Here is a 20,508-nt window from a genome sequence, read left to right on the forward strand (position 1 = left end):
GATGACCCTGGGCCAGGCCCATGCTTTGTTGCTGCCGCTGCTGCCTACGGCGCGCTTGATCGGCTCGCCCGACACCGCCATCCAGCGCGTGCACAGCGACACGCGCAGCCTGGCGGCCGGCGATCTGTTTGTCGCCCTGCGCGGCGAGCGCTTCGATGCGCATGACTTCCTGCCTCAGGCCGCTGCGGCCGGCGCGGTGGCGGCCCTGGCCGAGCGCGGCCTGGCCGAGGCCGGCCTGCCCGGCATCGAGGTGCCGGACAGCAAGCAGGCGCTCGGTCTGCTGGCCCAGGCCTGGCGTGCCCAGGTGCAGCTGCCGTTGATTGCCGTCACCGGCAGCAATGGCAAGACCACGGTCACTCAGATGATCGCCAGCATCCTGCGCGCTTGGCATGGCAGCAACTGCCTGGCGACCGAAGGCAATTACAACAACGACATTGGCGTGCCCCTGACCCTGCTGCGCCTGCGCCAGGACGAGGCGCTGTGGCAGCGCGCGGCCGTGGTCGAACTGGGCATGAACCACCCCGGCGAGATCGCCCCGCTGGCCTCCTTCGCCCGACCCACCGTCGCTCTGGTCAACAACGCCCAGCGCGAGCACCAGGAATTCATGCAGACGGTGGAGGCCGCGGCGCGCGAGAACGGCGCCGTGATCGAGGCCTTGGGCCCGACCGGCGTGGCGGTGTTTCCGGCTGAGGATGCCTGCGCACCGATCTGGCTGGAGCTGGCCGGCAGCCGCCCGCATCTGAGTTTTGCCCTGCAAGGCGAGGCCGATGTCACCGGCAGCGCCCGCTGGGTGGACAGCGGCCACTGGGCCCTGGAGCTGCACACGCCGGCAGGCGTGGCGCCGGTGGCCCTGGCCGTGGCGGGTTTGCATAACGTGCGAAATGCACTGGCTGCGGCGGCCTGCGCCCTGGCGGCTGGCGCGCCGCTGGCGGTGATCGCCCGCGGCCTGGAGGATTTCCGCCCGGTCAAGGGCCGCTCGCAGCTCAAGAGCTTCGAGCGTGCCGGTCAGCGCATCACCCTGATCGATGACAGCTACAACGCCAACCCCGACAGCGTGCGCGCGGCCATCGATGTGCTGGCCGAGCTGCCCGGTGACTCCTGGCTGGTCCTGGGTGATATGGGCGAGGTCGGCGACCAGGGCCCGGCCTTCCATCGCGAGGTGGGGGCTTATGCCGCCGAGCGCGGCCTGGCGGTGCTGTGGACCGCCGGTTCGGCCGCGGCCGATGCCGCCGCGGCGTACGGCGCGAAGGCGCGCGCCTTTGCCACTGTGGCGGATCTGCTGGCCGCGCTGGCCGAGTCCGCGCCGACGGTGCAGAACATTTTGATCAAGGGATCTCGCTTCATGCGTATGGAACAAGTGGTCGCTGCCCTGCTGCAGACGGCCGACACGAAAGGGGGGGCCTGAAGACATGTTGCTGACCCTGGCTCAATGGCTGCAAGGCCTCTACCCGGATCTGGGCTTTTTGCGCCTGTTCCAGTACATCACCTTCCGCGCCGTGATGGCTGCCATGACGGCGCTGCTGATCGGCCTGGCCTTCGGCCCCTGGGTGATCCGCCGCCTGACCGAGATGAAGATCGGCCAGCCCATCCGCGAGTACGGCATCCAGCAGCATCTGGCCAAGAACGGCACGCCCACCATGGGCGGCGTGCTGATCCTGATCGGCATCGGCGTCTCGACCCTGCTGTGGTTCGACTGGAGCAACCGCTTTGTCTGGGTGGTGATGCTGGTGACCATGGGCTTCGGCGCCGTGGGCTGGGTCGATGACTGGCGCAAGGTGGTAGACAAGAACCCCGAGGGCATGCGCAGCCGCGAGAAATTCTTCTGGCAATCGCTGATCGGCCTGGTGGCCGCGCTCTACCTGGCCTTCAGCGTGTCCGAGACCTCCTTCCTGGGCGTGGTGCAGCTGTTCTTCCGCTGGATCAGCAGCGGCTTCTCGACCGATCTGCCGCCCAAGGCCGACTTGATCGTGCCCTTTTTCAAGACGGTCAGCTACCCGCTGGGCGTGTTTGGCTTCATCGCGCTGTCCTTCTTCGTCATCGTCGGCTGCAGCAATGCGGTCAACTTCACCGATGGGCTGGACGGCCTGGCCATCATGCCGGTGGTGCTGGTGGGCTCGGCCCTGGGTCTCTTCGCCTACCTGACCGGCTCCTCGGTGTTCTCCAAATACCTGCTGCTGCCCTACATCCCGGGTGCGGGCGAGCTGCTGATCTTCTGCGCGGCCATGGCGGGGGCAGGTCTTGCCTTCCTCTGGTTCAACGCCTACCCGGCCCAGGTCTTCATGGGTGATGTGGGCGCGCTGTCCCTGGGCGGGGCGCTGGGCACCCTGGCCGTGATCACACGCCAGGAAATCGTGCTGGGCATCATGGGCGGCGTGTTCGTGGCCGAGGTGCTCTCGGTCATGCTGCAAGTGAGCTGGTTCAAGTACACCAAAAAGAAGTACGGCGAGGGCCGGCGCATCTTCAAGATGGCGCCACTGCACCACCACTTTGAGAAGACCGGCTGGAAGGAAACGCAGGTGGTCGTGCGTTTCTGGATCATCACCATGCTGCTGTGCCTGGTCGGCCTGGCCAGCCTGAAGCTGCGTTGAAGCGGGCGAGGCGAGCATGAAGCATCTTCAAGGCCTGCGCGTGCTGATCCTGGGTCTCGGTGACTCAGGCCTGGCCATGGCCGCCTGGGTGGCGCGCCATGGTGCGGAGCGCATTGCGGTGTGGGACTCGCGCCCGCAGCCGCCGCAGGCGGCGGCCCTGGCCGAGCAGGTGCCGGCCGCCCGTTTCTTCAGCGGTGAGCTGTCGGCCGACGAGCTGATCGGCGTGCAGCTGGTGCTCAAGAGCCCGGGCCTGTCGCCCCTGGATGCCCGCCTGCAGCCGCTGCTGAACCAGGCGCGCCAGACCGGCGTGCCGGTGCAGGGCGAGCTGGACCTGTTCGCCCGCGCCCTGGCCGATCTCAAGTCCGAGCGCGGCTATGCGCCCGCCGTGCTGGCCATCACCGGCACCAATGGCAAGACCACGACCACCTGCATGACGGCTTTGCTGGCCGAACGTGCGGGCAAGCGCGTGGCCGTGGCCGGCAATATCGGCCCCAGCATGCTGACGACCCTGGGCACGGCCCTGGATCTGGAGCCGGCGCCGGTGCTGCCGGAAGAGGTTCCGCAGGAGCTTGCTGCTGAAGCCGAAGTGCCGAATCCGGTGGCCGATGAAGCTGTGGCATCTGAAGCTTCACCTCAAGCCGCACCCGAAGCTGCGACAGAAGCAGAGGCAGCCCCGGCCGAGCTGGCTGTCGAGCCCGCTGCAGAGTCTGAAGCAGCTGAACCCGCGCCGGCCGAGGCCGTGCCCGCGACCGCGAGTGCAGAAGCCGCCGAGGCGCTCAGCACCCTGGACATGGTCGAAGCCCTGCTCGACGAGGCGCCCCTGCCCATCAAGCCGCCGCCCCCCAAGGGCCCGGTCTTCGAGCACCTGCCCGAGGTCTGGGTGCTAGAGCTGTCCAGCTTCCAGCTCGATGGCGTGCAGGGCTTCGAGCCCACGGCCGGCGCGGTGCTCAATCTCACGCAAGACCATCTCGACTGGCATGGCGATATGGCCGCCTACACCCGGGCCAAGGCCTTCGTCTTCGGCCAGAACGGGCTGATGGTCATCAACCGCGACGACCCGCTGGTCGAAGGCTTGGTGCCGGCCGCCGTGATGGTCAAGCAAGGCCGCGGCCGCGCTGCCAAATCGGTGCAGCGCGCCGTGACCCGCTTCGGCCTGGATGCGCCGGACCGCCCGGGCGACTTCGGCCTGGTGGAAGAGGGCGGCATGGCCTGGCTGGTGCGTGCCCGCGAACAAGACGAAACCCTGAAACGTAAAAAGGGCGAGGACGAGGAAGAAATCACCCTGCAGCGCCTGATGCCCGCTGACGCCCTGCGCGTGCGCGGCCGCCATAACGCTGCCAATGCACTGGCCGCCCTGGCCCTGGCCAGCGCCGCCGGCTGCGCGCTGGCGCCCATGTTGCACGGCTTGCGCGAGTACCGCGGCGAACCGCACCGCGTCGAGCATGTGGCCTCCATCGAAGGCGTTGATTTCTACGACGATTCCAAGGGCACCAATGTCGGCGCAACCGTGGCCGCCATCACCGGCCTGGGCGCCGACCGTGCGCCGGCCAAGCTGGTCTTGATCCTCGGCGGCGACGGCAAGGGCCAGGACTTCAGCCCCCTGGCCGCCGGCGTGGCTCGCCATGCACGCGCCGTGGCCTTGATCGGACGCGACGGCCCGCAGCTCGCTGCCGCCCTGGCCGATTGCGGCGTGCCCATGCAGTCGCATGAGAGCCTGGAGGCCGCCACGGCCTGGTGCCAGGCGCAAGCGCAAAGTGGCGACAGCGTGCTGCTGAGCCCGGCCTGCGCCAGCCTGGACATGTTCCGCAACTACGCTCACCGCGCCGAGGTCTTTGTGGCCGCCGTGCAGCAGTTGGCCGAAGACCGGGGCTTGAGCCTGTGAGCTTCTCCACAATGATCCAGCCCTGGACCGAGCGCCTGCGTGCGCTGTGGGCCGGCAGCAAGGGCGGGGCGGAGAACGTGCCGGTGCGCGATTGGGTCAGTGTGTCGGCCGGTCAGCCAACCAAGCTCAGCGGCTTTGACAGCACCCTGGTCTGGGTGGTTTTGGCCTTGATGGGTCTGGGCTTGGTGATGGTGTATTCCGCCTCCATCGCCATGCCGGACAACCCACGCTTTGCCAAGTACTTGCCCACCCATTTCCTGACCCGTCACATCGTGGCGATCTCCTTCGGTCTGGTGGCGGCCCTGATCACGGTGCAGGTGCCGGTGTCGACCTGGGAGCGTTATGCGCCCTGGATGTTTGTGCTGGCCCTGGTGCTGCTGGTGGCCGTGCTGATCCCCGGCGTGGGCAAGGTGGTCTACGGTGCGCGGCGCTGGATTCCGCTGGGCGTGATGAACTTCCAGCCCTCGGAGCTTGCCAAGATGGCGATCGCCATGTATGCGGCCAGCTACATGATGCGCAAGATGGATGTGAAGGAGAACTTCTTCCAGGCGGTGTGGCCCATGGCTGTGTCGCTGGCCATCGTCGGCGTGCTGCTGCTGGCCGAGCCGGACATGGGCGCCTTCATGGTGATCGCGGCCATCGCCATGGGCATCTTGTTCCTGGGCGGCGTCAACGGCCGCATGTTCTTCCTGATCGTGGCCGTGCTGGTCGGCGCCTTTGTGCTGATGATCACCTTCAGCGAGTTCCGCCGCGAGCGCATCTTTGCCTACCTCAACCCCTGGGACGAGAAGTACGCCCAGGGCAAGGCCTACCAGCTGACGCATTCCCTGATCGCACTGGGCCGTGGCGAATGGCTGGGCCAGGGCCTGGGCAGCAGTGTCGAAAAGCTGCACTACCTGCCCGAGGCGCACACCGACTTTTTGCTCGCCGTGATCGGCGAAGAGCTGGGCTTTGTCGGCGTGGCGCTGGTCATCATTGCTTTCTTCTGGCTTTCGCGCCGGCTCTTCCACATCGGCCGACAGGCGATCGCCTTGGACCGCGTGTTCGCCGGCCTCTATGCGCAAGGCATCGGCATCTGGGTGGGCGGCCAAGCCTTCATCAATATGGGCGTGAACCTGGGCGCGCTGCCGACCAAAGGTCTGACCTTGCCGCTGATGAGCTTTGGTGGTTCGGCCATCTTGATGAACTGCGTGGCCTTGGCCATCGTGCTGCGGATAGACATCGAGAATAGGCAATTGATGCGCGGAGGCCGGGCATGAGCACCAAGCATCTGGTGATCATGGCAGCCGGCACCGGCGGCCACATCATCCCGGGCCTGGCTGTGGCCGAGGAGATGAAGCGCCGCGGCTGGAGCGTCAGCTGGATGGGCACCGAGCTCGGCATGGAAAACAAGCTGGTACCGCCCACCGGCATCCCGCTCGATCGCCTGGCCTTTGCCGGTCTGCGCGGCAAGGGGCTGCTGCACACGGTCAAGGGCGTGTTCAAGCTGGCACAGGCTTTTGTGCAGAGTCGTCAGGTGTTCGTGACGCGCAGCGCTGATGCGGTGCTGGGCATGGGCGGTTATGTCTGCTTTCCCGGTGGCTTGATGGCCTGGTTGATGCGCCGGCCCCTGATGCTGGTCAATGCCGATGCGGCCATGCTGCTGAGCAACCAGAGCCTCAAGCCCATGGCCCAGACCATTGCCTTTGGCTTTGACGGCGCGGCCGCGGCCTCGACGAGCAAGGCCGTGGTCACCGGCAACCCAGTGCGTGCCGAGATCGAAGCCCTGGCGCCGCCGGCCCAGCGCTATGCCGGCCGCAGCGGCCCGTTGCGCCTGCTGGTGGTGGGGGGCTCGCTGGGCGCACGCGCCATCAACGATCTGCTGCCCAAGGCCCTGGCCCTGTGGCCGGCCGATCAGCCGCGCCCGCAGGTGATCCATCAAACCGGTCAGGCCAATCTGGCGGCGGTGCAGGCGGCTTACAAGGCGGCCGGCGTGCAAGCCGACATCCGGCCCTTCATCGATGACATGGCGGGTGAGCTCGCTGCGGCCGATGTGATGCTGTGCCGCGCCGGTGCGGTGACGGTCAGCGAAATCTGCGCCGCCGGCCTGGCCTCGGTGCTGGTGCCTCTGGTGGTGAGCACCACCTCGCACCAGCGCGACAACGCCCGCTTCATGGCCCAGCATGGCGCGGCCGTGCACCTGCCGCAAGACGAGATGACGGCTGAATCTCTGCAGCAGCTGTTGCAAAACCTGGACCGCGAGCAACTGCTGGCCATGGCCGACAAGGCCCGTGCTCTGGCACGGCCGCGCGCCGCCTCGCGGGTGGCCGATGAGATTGAAAAGATGACAGGGGCCCGCCCATGAAACACGCTTTGCAACGCATTCACTTCGTAGGCATCGGCGGCGCCGGCATGAGCGGCATTGCCGAGATCTTGCAGGCCCAGGGCTACCGCGTCTCGGGCTCGGACCAGTCCGACAGCGCCACCTTGCAGCGCCTGGCCAGCTTGGGTCTTCGCGTGCAGATCGGCCATGCGGCCGAGCACATCGGCGATGCCCAGGTGGTGGTCACCTCCACGGCCGTGCGCGCCGATAACCCCGAGGTGCTGGCCGCACGCGCGCGCCACATCCCGGTGGTGCAGCGCGCCGTCATGCTGGCCGAGCTGATGCGCCAGCAAAAAGGCATCGCCATCGCCGGCACCCATGGCAAGACCACGACCACCTCCCTGGTCACCGATGTGCTGATCGAGGCCGGCCAGGACCCGAGCTTTGTGATCGGCGGCAAGCTGGCCAGCGCGGGCGCCAACTCGCGCCTGGGCCGGGGCGAGTTCATCGTCGTCGAGGCCGATGAGTCGGACGCCTCCTTCCTCAAGCTGCTGCCCATGCTGGCCGTCGTCACCAATATCGACGCCGACCACATGGATACCTACGGCCATGACTTCGCCCGCCTGAAGCTGGCTTTCGTCGATTTCCTGCACCGCATGCCTTTTTACGGCGCGGCGGTGATGTGCGCCGACGATGCCGGCGTGCGCTCCATCCTGCCGCTGCTCTCGCGCCCGGTGGTGACCTACGGCTTCGACGAAGACCTCGATGTGCGCGCGGTCGACATGCAAGCCCTGGCTGGCGGCGGCATGCGCTTCACCGTGCAGCGCCAGGGTCGGCCCGACCTGCCGGTGGTGCTGAATCTGGCGGGGCGGCATAACGTCTTGAATGCACTGGCCGCGATCGCCGTGGCCGACGAGCTGGAGCTACCGGACGCGCCGGTGCTGGCTGCGCTGGCCAAGTTCGGCGGCGTGGGCCGGCGTTTCCAGCGCTACGGCGAACTGCCGGCAGCGGGGGGCGGCCAGTTCAGCCTGGTCGATGACTACGGCCACCATCCGGTGGAGATGGCGGCGGTGCTGTCGGCCGCGCGCGGCGCCTTTCCGGGCCGCCGACTGGTGTTGGCCTTCCAGCCGCACCGCTACACCCGCACCCGCGACTGCTTCGCAGAGTTCGTGCGTGTGATCGCCGGCTTCGACGCTGTGCTGCTGACCGAGGTCTACGCCGCTGGTGAGGGCGTGATCGCCGGCGCCGATGGCCGCGCGCTGCTGTCCGCGCTGCAGAAGACCTCGCTGGCCGAGGCCGTGAGTTTTGTCGACGACGTCGCCGCCCTGCCGCAGGCCATTGCCGCGGCGGCGCGCGCCGACGACGTTGTGATCGTGATGGGCGCTGGCTCCATCGGTGCCGTGCCGGCACAAACCGTGACTTTTTTGAAGGGTGTCCAGCCATGAAACTGGATCTGAATATCGATCCCCGTTCGCTGGGGAAAGTGGCCGTGCTGATGGGCGGCTCGTCGGCCGAGCGCGAGGTCTCGCTGACCATGTCGGGCCCGGGCGTGCTCAAGGCCTTGCGTTCGCAAGGCGTGGATGCGCATGGATTCGATCCGTCCGAGCGTCCGCTGCAAGTGCTCAAGGACGAGGGCTTCGAGCGTTGCTTCATCGCCTTGCATGGCCGCCATGGGGAAGACGGCACGGTGCAGGGTGCACTGGAGCTGCTGGGCATCCCCTACACCGGCTCGGGCGTGATGGCCTCCAGCATCGCCATCGACAAGATCATGACCAAGCGCTTGTGGCTGGCCGATGGCTTGCCCACGCCGCGCTATGTCAAGCTCAAGAAGAGCGAGATCAGCCGCGAGAACTGCATGGCCATCCCCGACGAGCTGGGTCTGCCGGTCTTCGTCAAGCCGCCGCACGAGGGCTCGACCATCGGCAGCAGCAAGGTCGAGGGCTATTCGCAGATGCAAGAAGCGGTCGAGCTGGCCGCGCGCTACGACGACGAGATCCTCTGCGAGGAGTTCATCGACGGCCCCGAGCTCACCTGCCCGGTGCTCGGTGAGGGCGACACCGCCGTGGCCCTGCCGGTGGTGCAGATCGAAGCGGTCGGCGGCAACTACGACTACCAGAACAAGTACTTCACCGACACCACCCGCTACCTGACCGACACCCTGAGCGTCGAGCTCGAGCGCGAGGTGCGCGAGCTGACCCTGGCCGCCTACCGCTCGCTGGGCTGCCGTGGCTGGGCGCGCGCCGACGTGATGCTGCGCAAGCGCGACAACAAGCCCTTTCTGCTCGAGATCAACACCTCGCCCGGCATGACCTCGCATTCCCTGGTGCCCGTTTCGGCCAAGGCCGCTGGCATCAGCTACGAGCAGCTGTGCATGTGGGTGCTGTCTCAAGCTCGCCTGGACGGCCAGGTGCCGAGCAAGCAGGGCTGAGCCCGAACCCGCCCTCCTTTCAACCCGGAAGCTGAACCTCCTTCAACCACGCCATGCGCGCCGCCTCCGCCACCGTCAGCAGCCCGCTGCCGCCCGACATCCGCCTGATGAATGCGGTGACGGCGGTCTTGCTGCTGGGCGCGCTGCTATTGGCCGCGGGTCTGAGCCTGCGCTGGGTGTCCCGCCTGCCGGTGTTCGCCATCCGCGCCATCCAGGTGGAGGGTGATGTCTCACGCAACAGCGCTGCGTCCTTGCGCGCCAATGCCTTGCCCCAGCTTTCGGGCTCCTTCCTGAGCATGAGCTTGCAGCAGGGGCGCGAGGCCTTTGAGGCCGTGCCCTGGGTGCGCCGTGCCGTGGTGCAGCGGGTGTGGCCGAACCAGCTCAAGGTGCAGCTGGAAGAGCACAAGCCTGCCGCTTACTGGGAAACTAAGGCCGAAGGGGCGGATGCCAACAGCGACGCCACCGTTGAGCGCCGCCTGGTCAACAGCTTCGGTGAGGTGTTCCAGGCCAACCTCGGTGATGTCGAGGATGAAGATCTGCCGGTGCTGGCAGGCCCGGCCGGTACGGCCGCCAGCATGCTGCACATGTGGCAACGCCTGCAGCAAGCCAGCCGCGCCATGGATGACAGCATCGATCGGCTCGATCTGTCCGGCCGGGGCTCCTGGCGCATCACCCTGGACAAGGGCGCGGTGATCGAGCTGGGCCGTGGTGAGGAAGACGAGGTGCTGGCCCGCTACGCGCAGCTGGTGCGCACGGTGACCCAGCTGACCTCACGCTTCCAGGCGCCGCTTTTGTCTGCCGATCTGCGTCACGCCGATGGTTATGCCGTGCGATTGCAGGGCTACTCCACCGTCGCCAAACCCGTCAAATCCAACAAACCGGCAGTCGCCGCGGCCAAACCCGCCGCAGCCGGCGCCGGAACCATAAGAAACTGAAGGAAGAACAAGCATGGCCAAGGAATACAAGGATTTGGTCGTTGGGCTCGATATCGGCACGGCCAAGATCATGGCCGTGGTGGCCGAGGTGCTGGGCAATGGTGAATTGCGCATCGCCGGCCTTGGCGTGGCCAGCTCGAATGGTTTGAAACGCGGTGTGGTGGTCAATATCGACGCCACCGTGCAATCGATCCAGCAGGCCTTGAAAGAGGCCGAAATGATGGCCGACTGCAAGATTTCCCGGGTTTACACCGGCATCACCGGCAGCCATATCCGCGGCCAGAATTCCACCGGCATGGTGATCGTGCGTGACAAGGAGGTGACGCCGGTCGATGTCGCCCGGGTCGTGGAAACCGCCAAAGCCATCAATATTCCCAACGACCAGCGCCTGTTGCTGGTCGAGCCGCAGGAATTCGTGATTGACGGCCATGAGGTCAAAGAACCCATTGGCATGAGCGGTGGCCGCCTGGAAGTGAAGGTCCATATCGTCACCGGCGCCCAAAGCGCGGCCGAAAACATCGTCAAGTGCGTGCGCCGTTGCGGCCTGGAAGTGGACCAGCTGGTTTTGAATTCCAGCGCCTCCAGCCTGGCCGCCCTGACCGCCGACGAACGCGATCTCGGAGTCGCCCTGGTCGATATTGGCGCCGGCACCACCGATGTGGCGATCTTCACCGGCGGCTCGATCCGCCATACCGCCGTCATCCCCATCGCCGGTGACCTGATCACCAGCGATATCGCCATGGCCCTGCGCACGCCGACCAAGGATGCCGAGGAAATCAAGGTCGAGTATGGCGTCGCGAAACAGATGCTGGCCGACCCGGCCGACCAGGTCGAGGTACCCGGTTTGGGCGATCGCGCGCCCCGAATGCTTTCAAAACAAGCACTTGCCGGCGTTATTGAACCCAGAGTCGAGGAAATATTCTCGCTGGTGAATCAGGTCATCCGCGAAAGCGGGTATGAGGAACTGCTGTCCTCGGGGATTGTTCTGACCGGCGGATCGGCGGTCATGCCCGGTATGGTGGAACTCGCCGAGGACATATTCCTGAAACCCGTGCGACGTGGCAACCCGACCTATGGCGGTGCTTTGTTCGACATGGTTTCCAACCCGCGTTCGGCCACCGTCATGGGTTTGCTGGAAGAGGCCCGCCTGTCACGCACCCGGGGTTTGAAGGCGGCGCAGCAGGCTGGTTCGATGAAAACCCTGTTCGGCCGGGCCAAGGATTGGTTCCTGGGTAACTTCTGAAATTCACATCTGCTTACCGCTGGGGTAAGGCAGTGATCGATTAACTGTCGGAAAACAACGGCAGCGCATGAAAAAAAGGGTCATCCCTATAGTTTTTCGGGCTTAGCAGCGGCACAATTGCTCAAGGAGAATTGATTATGGCGATCGAGATGATCGAAGAGTTTGACCAAGGCACCCAAATCAAGGTGATTGGTGTTGGCGGCGGCGGCGGCAACGCGGTGGACCACATGATCGCGCAGGGCGTGATGGGTGTGGAATTCATCTGCGCCAATACCGATGCCCAAGCCCTGAACCGATCCAAGGCGGACCAGCTCCTGCAGCTGGGCAGCACCGGCCTCGGCGCCGGCGCCAAGCCTGAAATGGGTAAAGCTGCAGCGGAAGAAGCCGAAGCACGCATCCGCGAGTCCATCCAGGGCGCGCACATGCTCTTCATCACCGCCGGCATGGGCGGTGGCACCGGCACCGGCGCCGCCCCCGTGATCGCTCGCGTGGCCAAGGACATGGGCATCCTGACCGTCGGCGTGGTGACCAAGCCCTTCGAGTTCGAAGGTGGCCGTCGCTCCAAGGCGGCTGACGCCGGCCTGGCCGAGCTGGAAGCCAATGTCGACTCGCTGATCGTTGTGCTGAACGACAAGCTGCTCGATGTGCTGGGTGACGATGTCACGCAAGATCAAGCCTTCGCGCATGCCAATGACGTGCTGAAGAATGCGGTGGGCGGTATCTCCGACATCATCCACATCCCCGGCCTGGTCAACGTCGACTTCGAAGACGTCAAGACGGTGATGAGCGAACCCGGCAAGGCCATGATGGGCACGGCGCAAGCCAGCGGCCCGGATCGCGCCGCCAAGGCCGCCGAAGCGGCCGTGGCTTGCCCGCTGCTGGAAGGCATCGATCTGTCCGGCGCGCGTGGCGTGCTGGTGCTGATCGCGGCCAGCCGCGCCAACTTCAAGCTGAGCGAGTCCCGCAACGCGATGAACGCCATCAAGCGTTACGCCTCGGACGACGCCCATGTCATCTACGGCACGGCCTACGACGAATCGCTGGGCGACGCCCTGCGCGTGACCGTGATCGCCACCGGCCTGTCTTCGCAGCGTGCCCGCCAGCAGCCGCCGCTGCAGGTGGTGCAGCAGACGGCACAAACGCAGCTGCGCACCGGGACTTATGACGTGCCGGTCCTGACCGACCACGTCAAGATGCAGCAAGGCGCTGCCACCGTGGCGCAAGCCGGCGGTGCCGCGCTCGGCGGTATGGGTGGCATCAGCACCGGCGTGGCCTCGGGCCTGGGTGCCGATCTGGGCGGCTCGCACAGCGTCTGGCGCCATGGCCGCATGGCTGCGGCCACCAAGGTTGAAGCCCTGTCCTCCAATGGCATGGACGAGATCGAGATCCCGGCCTTCCTGCGCAAGCAAGCCGACTGATCTTGATCGACCACCGCTGCCGGTTTGGGTCAACAGGCTCCCCTTCTTGGGAGCTTGCTGCCTGAAGCCACAAGACCGGCCACAAGACCGAATTGAACGGACCCTGCGGGGTCCGTTTTTTTATGCCCTGAGGCGGCGCGTCGGTGAACGCCTGGCTCGCAGCAGGCGGCGACTTCCTCCCCGCATCGATCCGTGGGCTGTGTCCCCACGGCCTGTGGCATGCTCCAGCCTTTCGCCACGCTGAGGTGCTTTCGAGACCTCAGGTTCGACCGAGCCCCCTTGATAGAGAAGAAAAGAGGCTGCCGGGCATGCCCCCACTGCTTGTGTTTTCGTCCTTCTGGCGCCGCATCGAGCGGCTGGGCTCCGTGTCGGCCCTGGGTCTGCGCATGCGGTTGCTGCGCGCCCTCTGGCTGGGTCTGACCGGGGTCTGTCTGATCTTGCCTGCACAGGCGCAGGTGCAAGCCCTGGCGCTCGAAGACCTGCCGCCGAGCGCCGGTGGCGAACAGGCGCACAGCGCCGAGTTGGCGGTCAGTGTGTGGAGCCGCGCCGATGTAGAGGCCTGGTGGGCGGCGTTGCGTTCGATGGAGGGCACGCACGCCACGCTGCCTGCGCGCCTGCAGCCGCCTGCCGATCCCGCCGCTTGGGCCACGGTGTCCCTGCCCGATGTGCGCGCCCGCACGGCCAGCGCTGCCTCGGCCACGCCCGGCATGCCGCGCGAGTACGAGATGCGCTGGTACCGGCTGCGCTATGCCCCCCCGCAGGGGCGCTGGCCCACCAGCGTTGCGCTCTACACCCCGCGCCTGGTGTCCATGGCCGCGGCGGTGCTGGTCAAGACCGATGAGGGTTGGCGTCAGGTCTTCGACAACCAGTACGGCGCGCGCGAGCAATGGGTGCGCCCCTTGTGGGCCCTGTTCCCGCCGGCCCTGACCGAGCTGCACCACGACCGCAGCATCGAGCTGGTGGTGGCCGTGCCGGTGGTGCGCCACAGTTTCTACTCGGTCTCCACCGTCTGGCTGGGTTCGCGCGAGCAGCTGGAAAGCCTGCCGCGCAAGCGCTGGATGCTGCAGATCGGCGTGCCGCAGGCCATCAGCCTGACCCTGGTGGCCTTGGGCATGTTCTCGCTGGCGCTGTGGGTGCGCCGGCGTTCGGAGCCCGCCTATCTGCTGTTTGCCTTGGCCTCGGTGGCCTGGCTGGTGCGCAATCTGCATTACCACCTGAACCTGCCGCGCACGCCTCTGGGACTGGAGTGGTTCTGGTGGATGACGCATGCCTCCATGTCCTGGGTGATGCTGCTGACCTTCTTGTTTGCCCTGCGCTTCGCGCGACGGCAGTTTCCCCGCCTCGAGCGCGGTGTCGCCTTGCTGGTGGCCGCGGGCACGGTGCTGACCATGCCGCTCTGGGGCTTGTCACTGGACCCGGTTTTGCAGCAATCCATCAATGCCTTGGTCAGCGTGGCTGGCACGGTCTTCGTGGCCGTGGTGGCTTTGCGCGAAGGCAGCCGAGAACTTCGCCTGATTGCCCTCAGCCTGGCGCTCAGTCTCGCCCTGGGCGTGCACGATGTGATCCTGCTGGCCGGCTGGGCCTGGCCCCAGCACATCTATCTGATGCCCTACGCCACCTTGATCATCGTGGCCAGCTTTCTCTACGCGGTGCAGCGCCGCTACATCGGTGCGCTGGAAGAGGTGGAGCAGCTCAATGCGCATCAGGCCCAGCGCCTGCAGCAGCAGAGCGATGAGCTGCTGGCCCAGCACGAGCGCCTGCGCGAGGCCGAGCGCCAGCAGGCCTTGCTGCTGGAGCGCCAACGTCTGATGCAGGACATGCACGATGGACTGGGTTCGTCCCTGCTCTCGGCCATGGTGGCGGTAGAGCAGGGCCGCATGGAGCAGGACAAGGTGGTCGAGGTGCTGCGCGAATGCGTGGACGATTTGCGCCTGGTCATCGATTCGCTGGAGCCGGTCGGCCATGACTTGGTGTCGCTGCTGGCCACCATGCGTTACCGCCTGGGCAAGCGCCTGCAGATCGGTGGCCTGAGCCTGGAGTGGGATGTGCAAGACCTGCCCCCACTGACCTGGCTGGAGCCGCCCGACGCCCTGCATGTGCTGCGTTTGCTGCAGGAGGCATTGACCAATGCACTCAAGCATGCGCGGGCCACGCGTGTGCGCATGGTCACCCGCAACCAGGGCAGCCATGTCGAGATCCGGGTCGAGGACGACGGTGACGGTTTCGATCTCGCCACGGCACAGCGCGGCCGCGGCCTGAAAAGCCAGCAGCGCCGTGCTCAGCGCCTGGGCGGTTCGCTGAAGATCGAGTCCAGCCCAGGGCAGGGCACACGCTTGAGCTTGCGCCTCCCGGTGCAGCGCACTGCCACGGCTGAGGCCCCAGCAGCCCCAGGCCAGCAAGCCGCGCCCTGATCGCCGACAATCGGCACATGCTGAAACAAAGAACCCTGAAGGCGCTGACCAAGGCGGTCGGCGTCGGCATCCACAGCGGCCAGCGCGTGGAGCTGGTGTTGCGCCCGGCGGCCCCCGACACCGGCATCGTGTTTCGTCGGGTCGATCTGAGCAACCCGGTGGACATCCCGGTGCGCCCGGACACGGTCTGTGACACCCGCATGGCCACCACCATCAGCCCCGGCGGCGACCCCGGCGCGCCCAAGGTGCAGACGATTGAGCACCTGCTCTCGGCCTGCGCGGGCCTGGGCCTGGACAATCTGTACGTGGACATCAACGCCGACGAGGTGCCCATCCTCGACGGCTCGGCCGCCAGCTTTGTCTACCTGCTGCAAAGCGCCGGCATCGAGCAGCAGAACGCGGCCAAGAAGTTTCTGCGGGTGAAAAAGACGGTGGAAGTCCGCCAGGGCGAAGGCAAGCGCCTGATGTGGGCCAAGCTGGAGCCGCACCACGGCTACACCCTGAGCTTCCAGATCGAGTTCGACAACCCGGCGGTGTCGGCCACCGGCCAGCACTATGTCTTCGACATGGGCTCGGGCCAGTACAAGAAGGAAATCGCCCGCGCCCGCACCTTCGGCATGACCAGCGACATCGAGCTGATGCGCAGCCGCGGCCTGACCCTGGGCGGCTCCATGGACAACGCCATCGTCGTGGACGACTACCGCGTGCTCAATGCCGACGGCTTGCGCTACGACGACGAGTTCGTCAAACACAAGATCCTCGATGCCATCGGCGATATGCAGGTCGCCGGCTATCCTCTGCTGGCCGCCTACACCTCCTTCAAAGGCGGCCATGCGCTCAACAACAAGCTGGTGCGCGCCTTGCTGGCCGATGCCGAGGCCTACGAGATCGTCACCTTTGAAGACGCGGCACGCGCGCCGCAAGGATTTGCCCAGCTGGCTCCGGCCTGGTGAGGCAGAGGCCATGTTGGCTCGGCCGTGCTGCCTGAGGGTCAGGCCTGGAGTTTGCTCATGATGATGTTTCGCCTGGTCGCCGGCTTGTTGATGTTTGCCGGCATCGTCAGCTTCGCCCTCTACATTGCGACTGGCAAGGTGGTCTGGCGGCGTCGCGGCCTGGTCATCGTCAAATGGACCCTGTTGGCCGTGCTGGGCTTTTTTGCCGTGCTCCTTCTCGAGCGTCTGGTCCTCATGCTTTGAGGACGCCCGCCCGGCACGCAGCGCGTGTCGGGCGGTGGATGCGCGGCCTAGCGCTTACTGCGGCGTGTAGCTCACCGTCAGCTGGTAGTTGCCCGCGGTGTAGCCTTTCAGCAGCACATAGACATCGCTGTTGGCTGTGGCGGGAACGCTGCAAGTCTCGGTGGCGGTGCTGCCATCGCTCTTGCAGTCGAAGCTGCTGGTGGTGGGCACCGCGCCCTTCTTGACGTACAGATCGATGTCGCCGGTGCCGGTGGTGCTGGCCTTGAGCGTGCCACCCGCCTTGACCTTGAAGGGGCCGAAACTCTTGGTCTGGTTCTTGGTCAGGCTGCCATTGAAGTTCTCCACCTTGTCGGTAGGTGGCGGCGTGCCGGGGCCGTCTGCGCCCAGCTCGACGGCATAGGCCAGGGCCATGCGTGCGAACTTGAGCGAGTGCTCGGCATTGCTGCCTGTGTTGGCATAGGTGTCGTTCGCCGTATGGATGCGGGGGTTGCTGGATGAGAAGGAGGCCTCAAACGGCATGGTCGCGTAGTAGCCCTGAGCGTTCCAGCTGGCATGGTCCGAACAGGCATAGCCGCAGCGATCGGTGCCGATCTTGAGTGTGGGCAGGTAGGTCTTGATCAGGTTGGTGACAAAGGTGTTCTGGCTGGCGTCGGTGTAGTCGGTGAAGATGTAGATGTCGTTCGCGGCGCCCTTGTAGTTGGTCATGTCCAGCTGCATCACGCCCACCACATTGGTGTTGGCCGCGGCGAAGCTGCGCGCAATCTCGGCCGAACCACGCAAGCCCACTTCTTCGGCGGCATAGGCCATGAATTTGATGGTGCGCCGAGGTTTGAAGTTATTGGCCGTCAGCGTGCGGATGATCTCGGTCAGGCTGGCGACGCCGGAGGCGTCATCATCGGCGCCGGGTGCGCGCGTGGTTTCGCCCGTGCCGGAGCCGGCGATCGAGTCCAAGTGAGCGCCCAGCACCACCACCTGTGCGGCGTTGTCCGTGCCTTTGAAGGTCAGGATCACCGATTTCTGTGGCCAGCTGGCGTGGGTGAACTGTTCCACCGTGATGTCGCTGCGGCCGCCGGCCAGCGAGGACCAGCGGTTCTTCAACCAGTTCGATGCATTGGTGCCGCCGCTGGTGGTGTAGTAACGGTTGGTGTTGGCCGAGAGATCCAGAATGGTTTGCCCGATATTGCTGGCCTGCATCTGCGAGAGCATGGGCGTGATCAGGGCTTGCTGGTCGATCACATAGCTGGGCCGGGTGACCGTCGCCAGTGCCTGCATGGGGCGGCTCAAGGCGTTCAAGGTGCGCATGCCTTCGGCCTGGTTGGCATGGAACATATAGCCGCCGCAGCGCTTGAGCGTTTCATGCACGGCTGCCGACAACTCGTTCAGCAAGGACTCATCCACTTCGAGCAGATGCACCTGCTCGGCCGGCCGGGCACCGGTGTCATCGCTGATGGCGCGGCCATCGCTGGCCTGCTCCAGGGCACCGCTCAGCGAGGCGAGGGCCTTGACGCTGGCCGCTGGCCTGGCGCTGGGTTGAACTTTTTGAAGCTCACGGAAAGCGGCGTCGCCGAGGCTGATCCAGACCTTGTTGCCGCTGGCGGCAAGAGGGGTGGCCGCTTTGCCGGCCTTGGCCGCATCGTGGGCGTTGCTGCTCAAAGGCAGGCCGGTCAGAAGAATCAGACCGGCCAGGGCCGGGGCCAGGCGGGCCGGGAAGCGAGGGAGGGTGGACATGGTGAAGGTCTCCTTGTGGGTATGTGGCGCAGGCGGTTGCCGGCGAGCGCGCCGAGGGTGGGGCGGGGCTTCGCGAGGAATCGGTGGCACCGCGTTTCGGCCGGTTTCGGGTGTGAGACCGGTCGAGCGCGCAACCATCTCGCCAGCTGTCTCAATCTGAAATTGGGGCGAATGCGGATGTCAGTTCTTACAGCTTGTGCGGAAGCCGCCCGTAACTAGGATTCGCTCCCACTGACCGGCCGCCCTTGCGGGCAGCCGGCCCGGGTACTGGAGTCGAAACGGCTTGGCAGGCGGGTTGAAGCGGTCAGACGGTAAGGGGCACGGCCTTGCGATCCAGGGTTTGACCTTGCCGGCCTGCGGCGCTGCTTTTGGCGCTGGCGGGTCCACAAGCAAAAGGGGGCCGACAAGCCTCCGACAAACCTAGGAGTCCAACACATGCAAGCACGTTTCCAACTGTTGACCCGCGGTGCCCTGCTGGCCGCCGCGGCTTCTCTGGCCTGCCAGGCCATGGCGGCTGACCGCGTCGAACTCGAAGGCGCCGATCTGGCGCGTGTCGGCCTGGTGGCCGCGCGCGGCGTCACCGGCCCGGCCGCTCTGGGCCTGGCTGCCGACGAACTCAAGCCCCTGCGCAGCCAAACCTATGCCAGCGGTCTGGTCGTCACCCGCTACGAGCAGCACTACCAAGGTGTGCCCATCTGGGGCGAGGCCGTGGTCGAGCACCTGCCCAAGGGCAGCCGCACCCCGACCTTCTCGGGTGCCCTGGTTCGCAACATCAACCAGGACCTGGGTCATGTGCAGCCCAGCCTGAGCGAGCAAGCCGTCTTGGCCGTCGCCAAGAGCCGCGCCAAGGACGCATCCAAGGTGGGCAAGACCAGCAACGAGCAGGTCAAGCTCTTCGTCAAGCTCAATGAGCGCAATGTGGCCCAGCTGGTCTACCTGGTCTCCTTCCTGACCAGCCATGGCGATGAGCCCAGCCGTCCGCACCTGCTGATCGACGCCAACAGCGGCGCCGTGCTTGAGCAGTGGGAAGGCCTGAACCATGCCAACGCCACCGGCCCCGGCGGCAACACCAAGACCGGCAAGTACGAGTACGGCACCACCTACGGTCCCCTGGTCGTGACCAACGATTGCCAGATGAACAGCGGCAACGTCATCACGGTCGACCTCAAGGGCGGCACCAGCGGCAGCACGCCTTTCAAGTTCACCTGCCCGCGCAACGAGTACAAGCTGACCAACGGCGCCTACTCGCCCCTGAACGACGCACATTACTTCGGCAATGTGGTCTTCAATATGTACCAAGGCTGGTTCAACATCCGCCCGATCAGCCAGACCCTGTACATGAAGGTGCACTACGGCAGCAGCTACGAGAACGCCTTCTGGGACGGCTCGGCCATGCACTTCGGTGACGGCAAGACCACCTTCTATCCCCTGGTCTCGCTGGATGTGTCCGCGCACGAAGTCAGCCACGGCTTCACCGAGCAGAACTCGGGCTTGGTCTACTCCAACCAGTCGGGCGGCATGAACGAAGCCTTCTCCGACATGGCCGGTGAAGCCGCCGAGTACTTCATGAAGGGCACCAACGACTGGCTGGTCGGCTCGGAAATCTTCAAGGGCACCGGCGCTCTGCGCTACTTCGCCAACCCGACCCAGGACGGCCGCTCCATCGATCACGCCAGCAAGTACTACAACGGCCTGGACGTGCATCTGTCCAGCGGTGTGTACAACAAGGCCTTCTACCTGCTGGCCACCAAGCCGGGCTGGAACACCCGCAAGGCCTTTGAAGTGATGGTCGATGCCAATCGCCTGCACTGGACGGCCAGCAGCACCTTCAACCAAGGCGCATGCGGTGTCGAAAAGGCAGCAACGGCGCGCGGCTATGCCGTCGCCGATGTGACGGCAGCCTTCTCGGCCGTGGGCGTCAGCTGCGGCACCACGCCGCCCCCGGCCACCATCCCCCTGACCAAGGGCGTGGCCAAGACCGGCATCAGCCTGGCCAAGGGTGCCAAACTGACCTACACCCTGGTGGTGCCGGCCGGTGCCACGAACCTGAGCTTCAAGCTCTCGGGTGGCTCGGGTGATGGCGACATCTACCTGAAGTTCGGCTCGGCCCCGACCACCACCAGCTACGAGAAGAAATCCGATGGTTCGACCAACACCGAAACCATCACCGTGGCAGCCCCCAAGGCCGGCACCTACTACCTGCTCCTGAATGCATACTCTGCAGTCACGAACACCAGCCTGGTGGCCAACCACAACTGAGTCTGAAGGCCTGTGGGCGGCCGGCTGCTGACGCCGCCCGCCTCATGTCCGCAGCCAAGCCGGCCCTGCCTCCCGCAGGGCCGGCTTTCTTTTTTGCGGCGCAACTGCGCCCTTGATT

At 65.9% G+C, this 20,508-nt stretch carries 15 protein-coding genes; 14 read left to right on the top strand and 1 reads right to left on the bottom strand.

What is annotated here, in order from left to right; all coding sequences use genetic code 11:
- Position 1 precedes the first annotated feature (1 nt).
- The 13 genes from C1O66_RS01540 to C1O66_RS01600 all read left to right on the top strand — a co-directional run bounded on the left by C1O66_RS01540 (position 2) and on the right by C1O66_RS01600 (position 16,403).
- Positions 2-1,405 carry a UDP-N-acetylmuramoyl-tripeptide--D-alanyl-D-alanine ligase gene (locus tag C1O66_RS01540; RefSeq protein ID WP_102766599.1) on the top strand — a complete coding sequence of 468 codons (1,404 nt, stop codon included), beginning with the start codon at positions 2-4 and terminating at the stop codon, positions 1,403-1,405.
- Positions 1,406-1,409: 4 nt separating this feature from the next.
- On the top strand, positions 1,410-2,588 hold the full coding sequence (gene mraY / locus C1O66_RS01545) for a phospho-N-acetylmuramoyl-pentapeptide-transferase (protein ID WP_102766233.1): 1,179 nt from the start codon (positions 1,410-1,412) through the stop codon (positions 2,586-2,588).
- 16 nt (positions 2,589-2,604) lie between these two features.
- Positions 2,605-4,470: a UDP-N-acetylmuramoyl-L-alanine--D-glutamate ligase gene (murD, locus tag C1O66_RS01550; RefSeq protein WP_102766234.1), complete on the top strand. Its 1,866-nt coding sequence runs from the start codon at positions 2,605-2,607 to the stop codon at positions 4,468-4,470.
- Between the two features lie 11 nt (positions 4,471-4,481).
- Positions 4,482-5,729 carry a putative lipid II flippase FtsW gene (gene ftsW / locus C1O66_RS01555; RefSeq protein WP_102766235.1) on the top strand — a complete coding sequence of 416 codons (1,248 nt, stop codon included), beginning with the start codon at positions 4,482-4,484 and terminating at the stop codon, positions 5,727-5,729.
- Positions 5,726-6,814: an undecaprenyldiphospho-muramoylpentapeptide beta-N-acetylglucosaminyltransferase gene (gene murG, locus C1O66_RS01560; protein ID WP_102766236.1), complete on the top strand. Its 1,089-nt coding sequence runs from the start codon at positions 5,726-5,728 to the stop codon at positions 6,812-6,814. The genes ftsW and murG overlap by 4 nt, the downstream gene beginning before the upstream one ends.
- Positions 6,811-8,217 carry a UDP-N-acetylmuramate--L-alanine ligase gene (gene murC, locus C1O66_RS01565; protein ID WP_102766237.1) on the top strand — a complete coding sequence of 469 codons (1,407 nt, stop codon included), beginning with the start codon at positions 6,811-6,813 and terminating at the stop codon, positions 8,215-8,217. The genes murG and murC overlap by 4 nt, the downstream gene beginning before the upstream one ends.
- A complete protein-coding gene (locus tag C1O66_RS01570) occupies positions 8,214-9,200 on the top strand; it encodes a D-alanine--D-alanine ligase (protein ID WP_102766238.1) in 987 nt (328 codons plus the stop codon). Before murC ends, C1O66_RS01570 begins: the two co-directional genes overlap by 4 nt.
- A 53-nt stretch (positions 9,201-9,253) precedes the next feature.
- Positions 9,254-10,135, top strand: coding sequence for a cell division protein FtsQ/DivIB (locus C1O66_RS01575; RefSeq protein WP_102766239.1), 882 nt, complete (start codon positions 9,254-9,256; stop codon positions 10,133-10,135).
- 13 nt (positions 10,136-10,148) lie between these two features.
- The gene (gene ftsA, locus C1O66_RS01580) at positions 10,149-11,378 is read left to right on the top strand and encodes a cell division protein FtsA (RefSeq protein WP_102766240.1); all 1,230 of its coding nucleotides are present in this window, start codon (positions 10,149-10,151) and stop codon (positions 11,376-11,378) included.
- Positions 11,379-11,515: 137 nt separating this feature from the next.
- Positions 11,516-12,796 (top strand): cell division protein FtsZ, encoded by a 1,281-nt coding sequence (gene ftsZ / locus C1O66_RS01585; protein ID WP_102766241.1) that lies wholly within the window; start codon positions 11,516-11,518, stop codon positions 12,794-12,796.
- 308 nt (positions 12,797-13,104) lie between these two features.
- Positions 13,105-15,207, top strand: a complete 2,103-nt coding sequence (locus C1O66_RS01590) for a sensor histidine kinase (RefSeq protein ID WP_102766242.1) — start codon at positions 13,105-13,107, stop codon at positions 15,205-15,207.
- 17 nt (positions 15,208-15,224) lie between these two features.
- Positions 15,225-16,160 (top strand): UDP-3-O-acyl-N-acetylglucosamine deacetylase, encoded by a 936-nt coding sequence (gene lpxC, locus C1O66_RS01595; protein WP_102766243.1) that lies wholly within the window; start codon positions 15,225-15,227, stop codon positions 16,158-16,160.
- A 57-nt stretch (positions 16,161-16,217) separates the two neighbouring features.
- Positions 16,218-16,403, top strand: a complete 186-nt coding sequence (locus tag C1O66_RS01600; RefSeq protein WP_102766244.1) for a hypothetical protein — start codon at positions 16,218-16,220, stop codon at positions 16,401-16,403.
- A gap of 54 nt (positions 16,404-16,457) precedes the next feature.
- Here the strand turns inward: C1O66_RS01600 and C1O66_RS01605 are convergent, their stop codons facing one another.
- A complete protein-coding gene (locus C1O66_RS01605) occupies positions 16,458-18,131 on the bottom strand; it encodes a M20/M25/M40 family metallo-hydrolase (RefSeq protein WP_102766245.1) in 1,674 nt (557 codons plus the stop codon).
- A gap of 435 nt (positions 18,132-18,566) precedes the next feature.
- Here C1O66_RS01605 and C1O66_RS01610 point away from each other — a divergent pair, with 435 nt between their 5' ends.
- Positions 18,567-20,390, top strand: a complete 1,824-nt coding sequence (locus tag C1O66_RS01610; RefSeq protein WP_102766246.1) for a M4 family metallopeptidase — start codon at positions 18,567-18,569, stop codon at positions 20,388-20,390.
- The last annotated feature ends 118 nt before the right edge of the window (positions 20,391-20,508 follow it).

Origin of the sequence: Paucibacter aquatile, from assembly GCF_002885975.1 — a bacterium.
GTDB lineage: Bacteria > Pseudomonadota > Gammaproteobacteria > Burkholderiales > Burkholderiaceae_C > Paucibacter_A > Paucibacter_A aquatilis.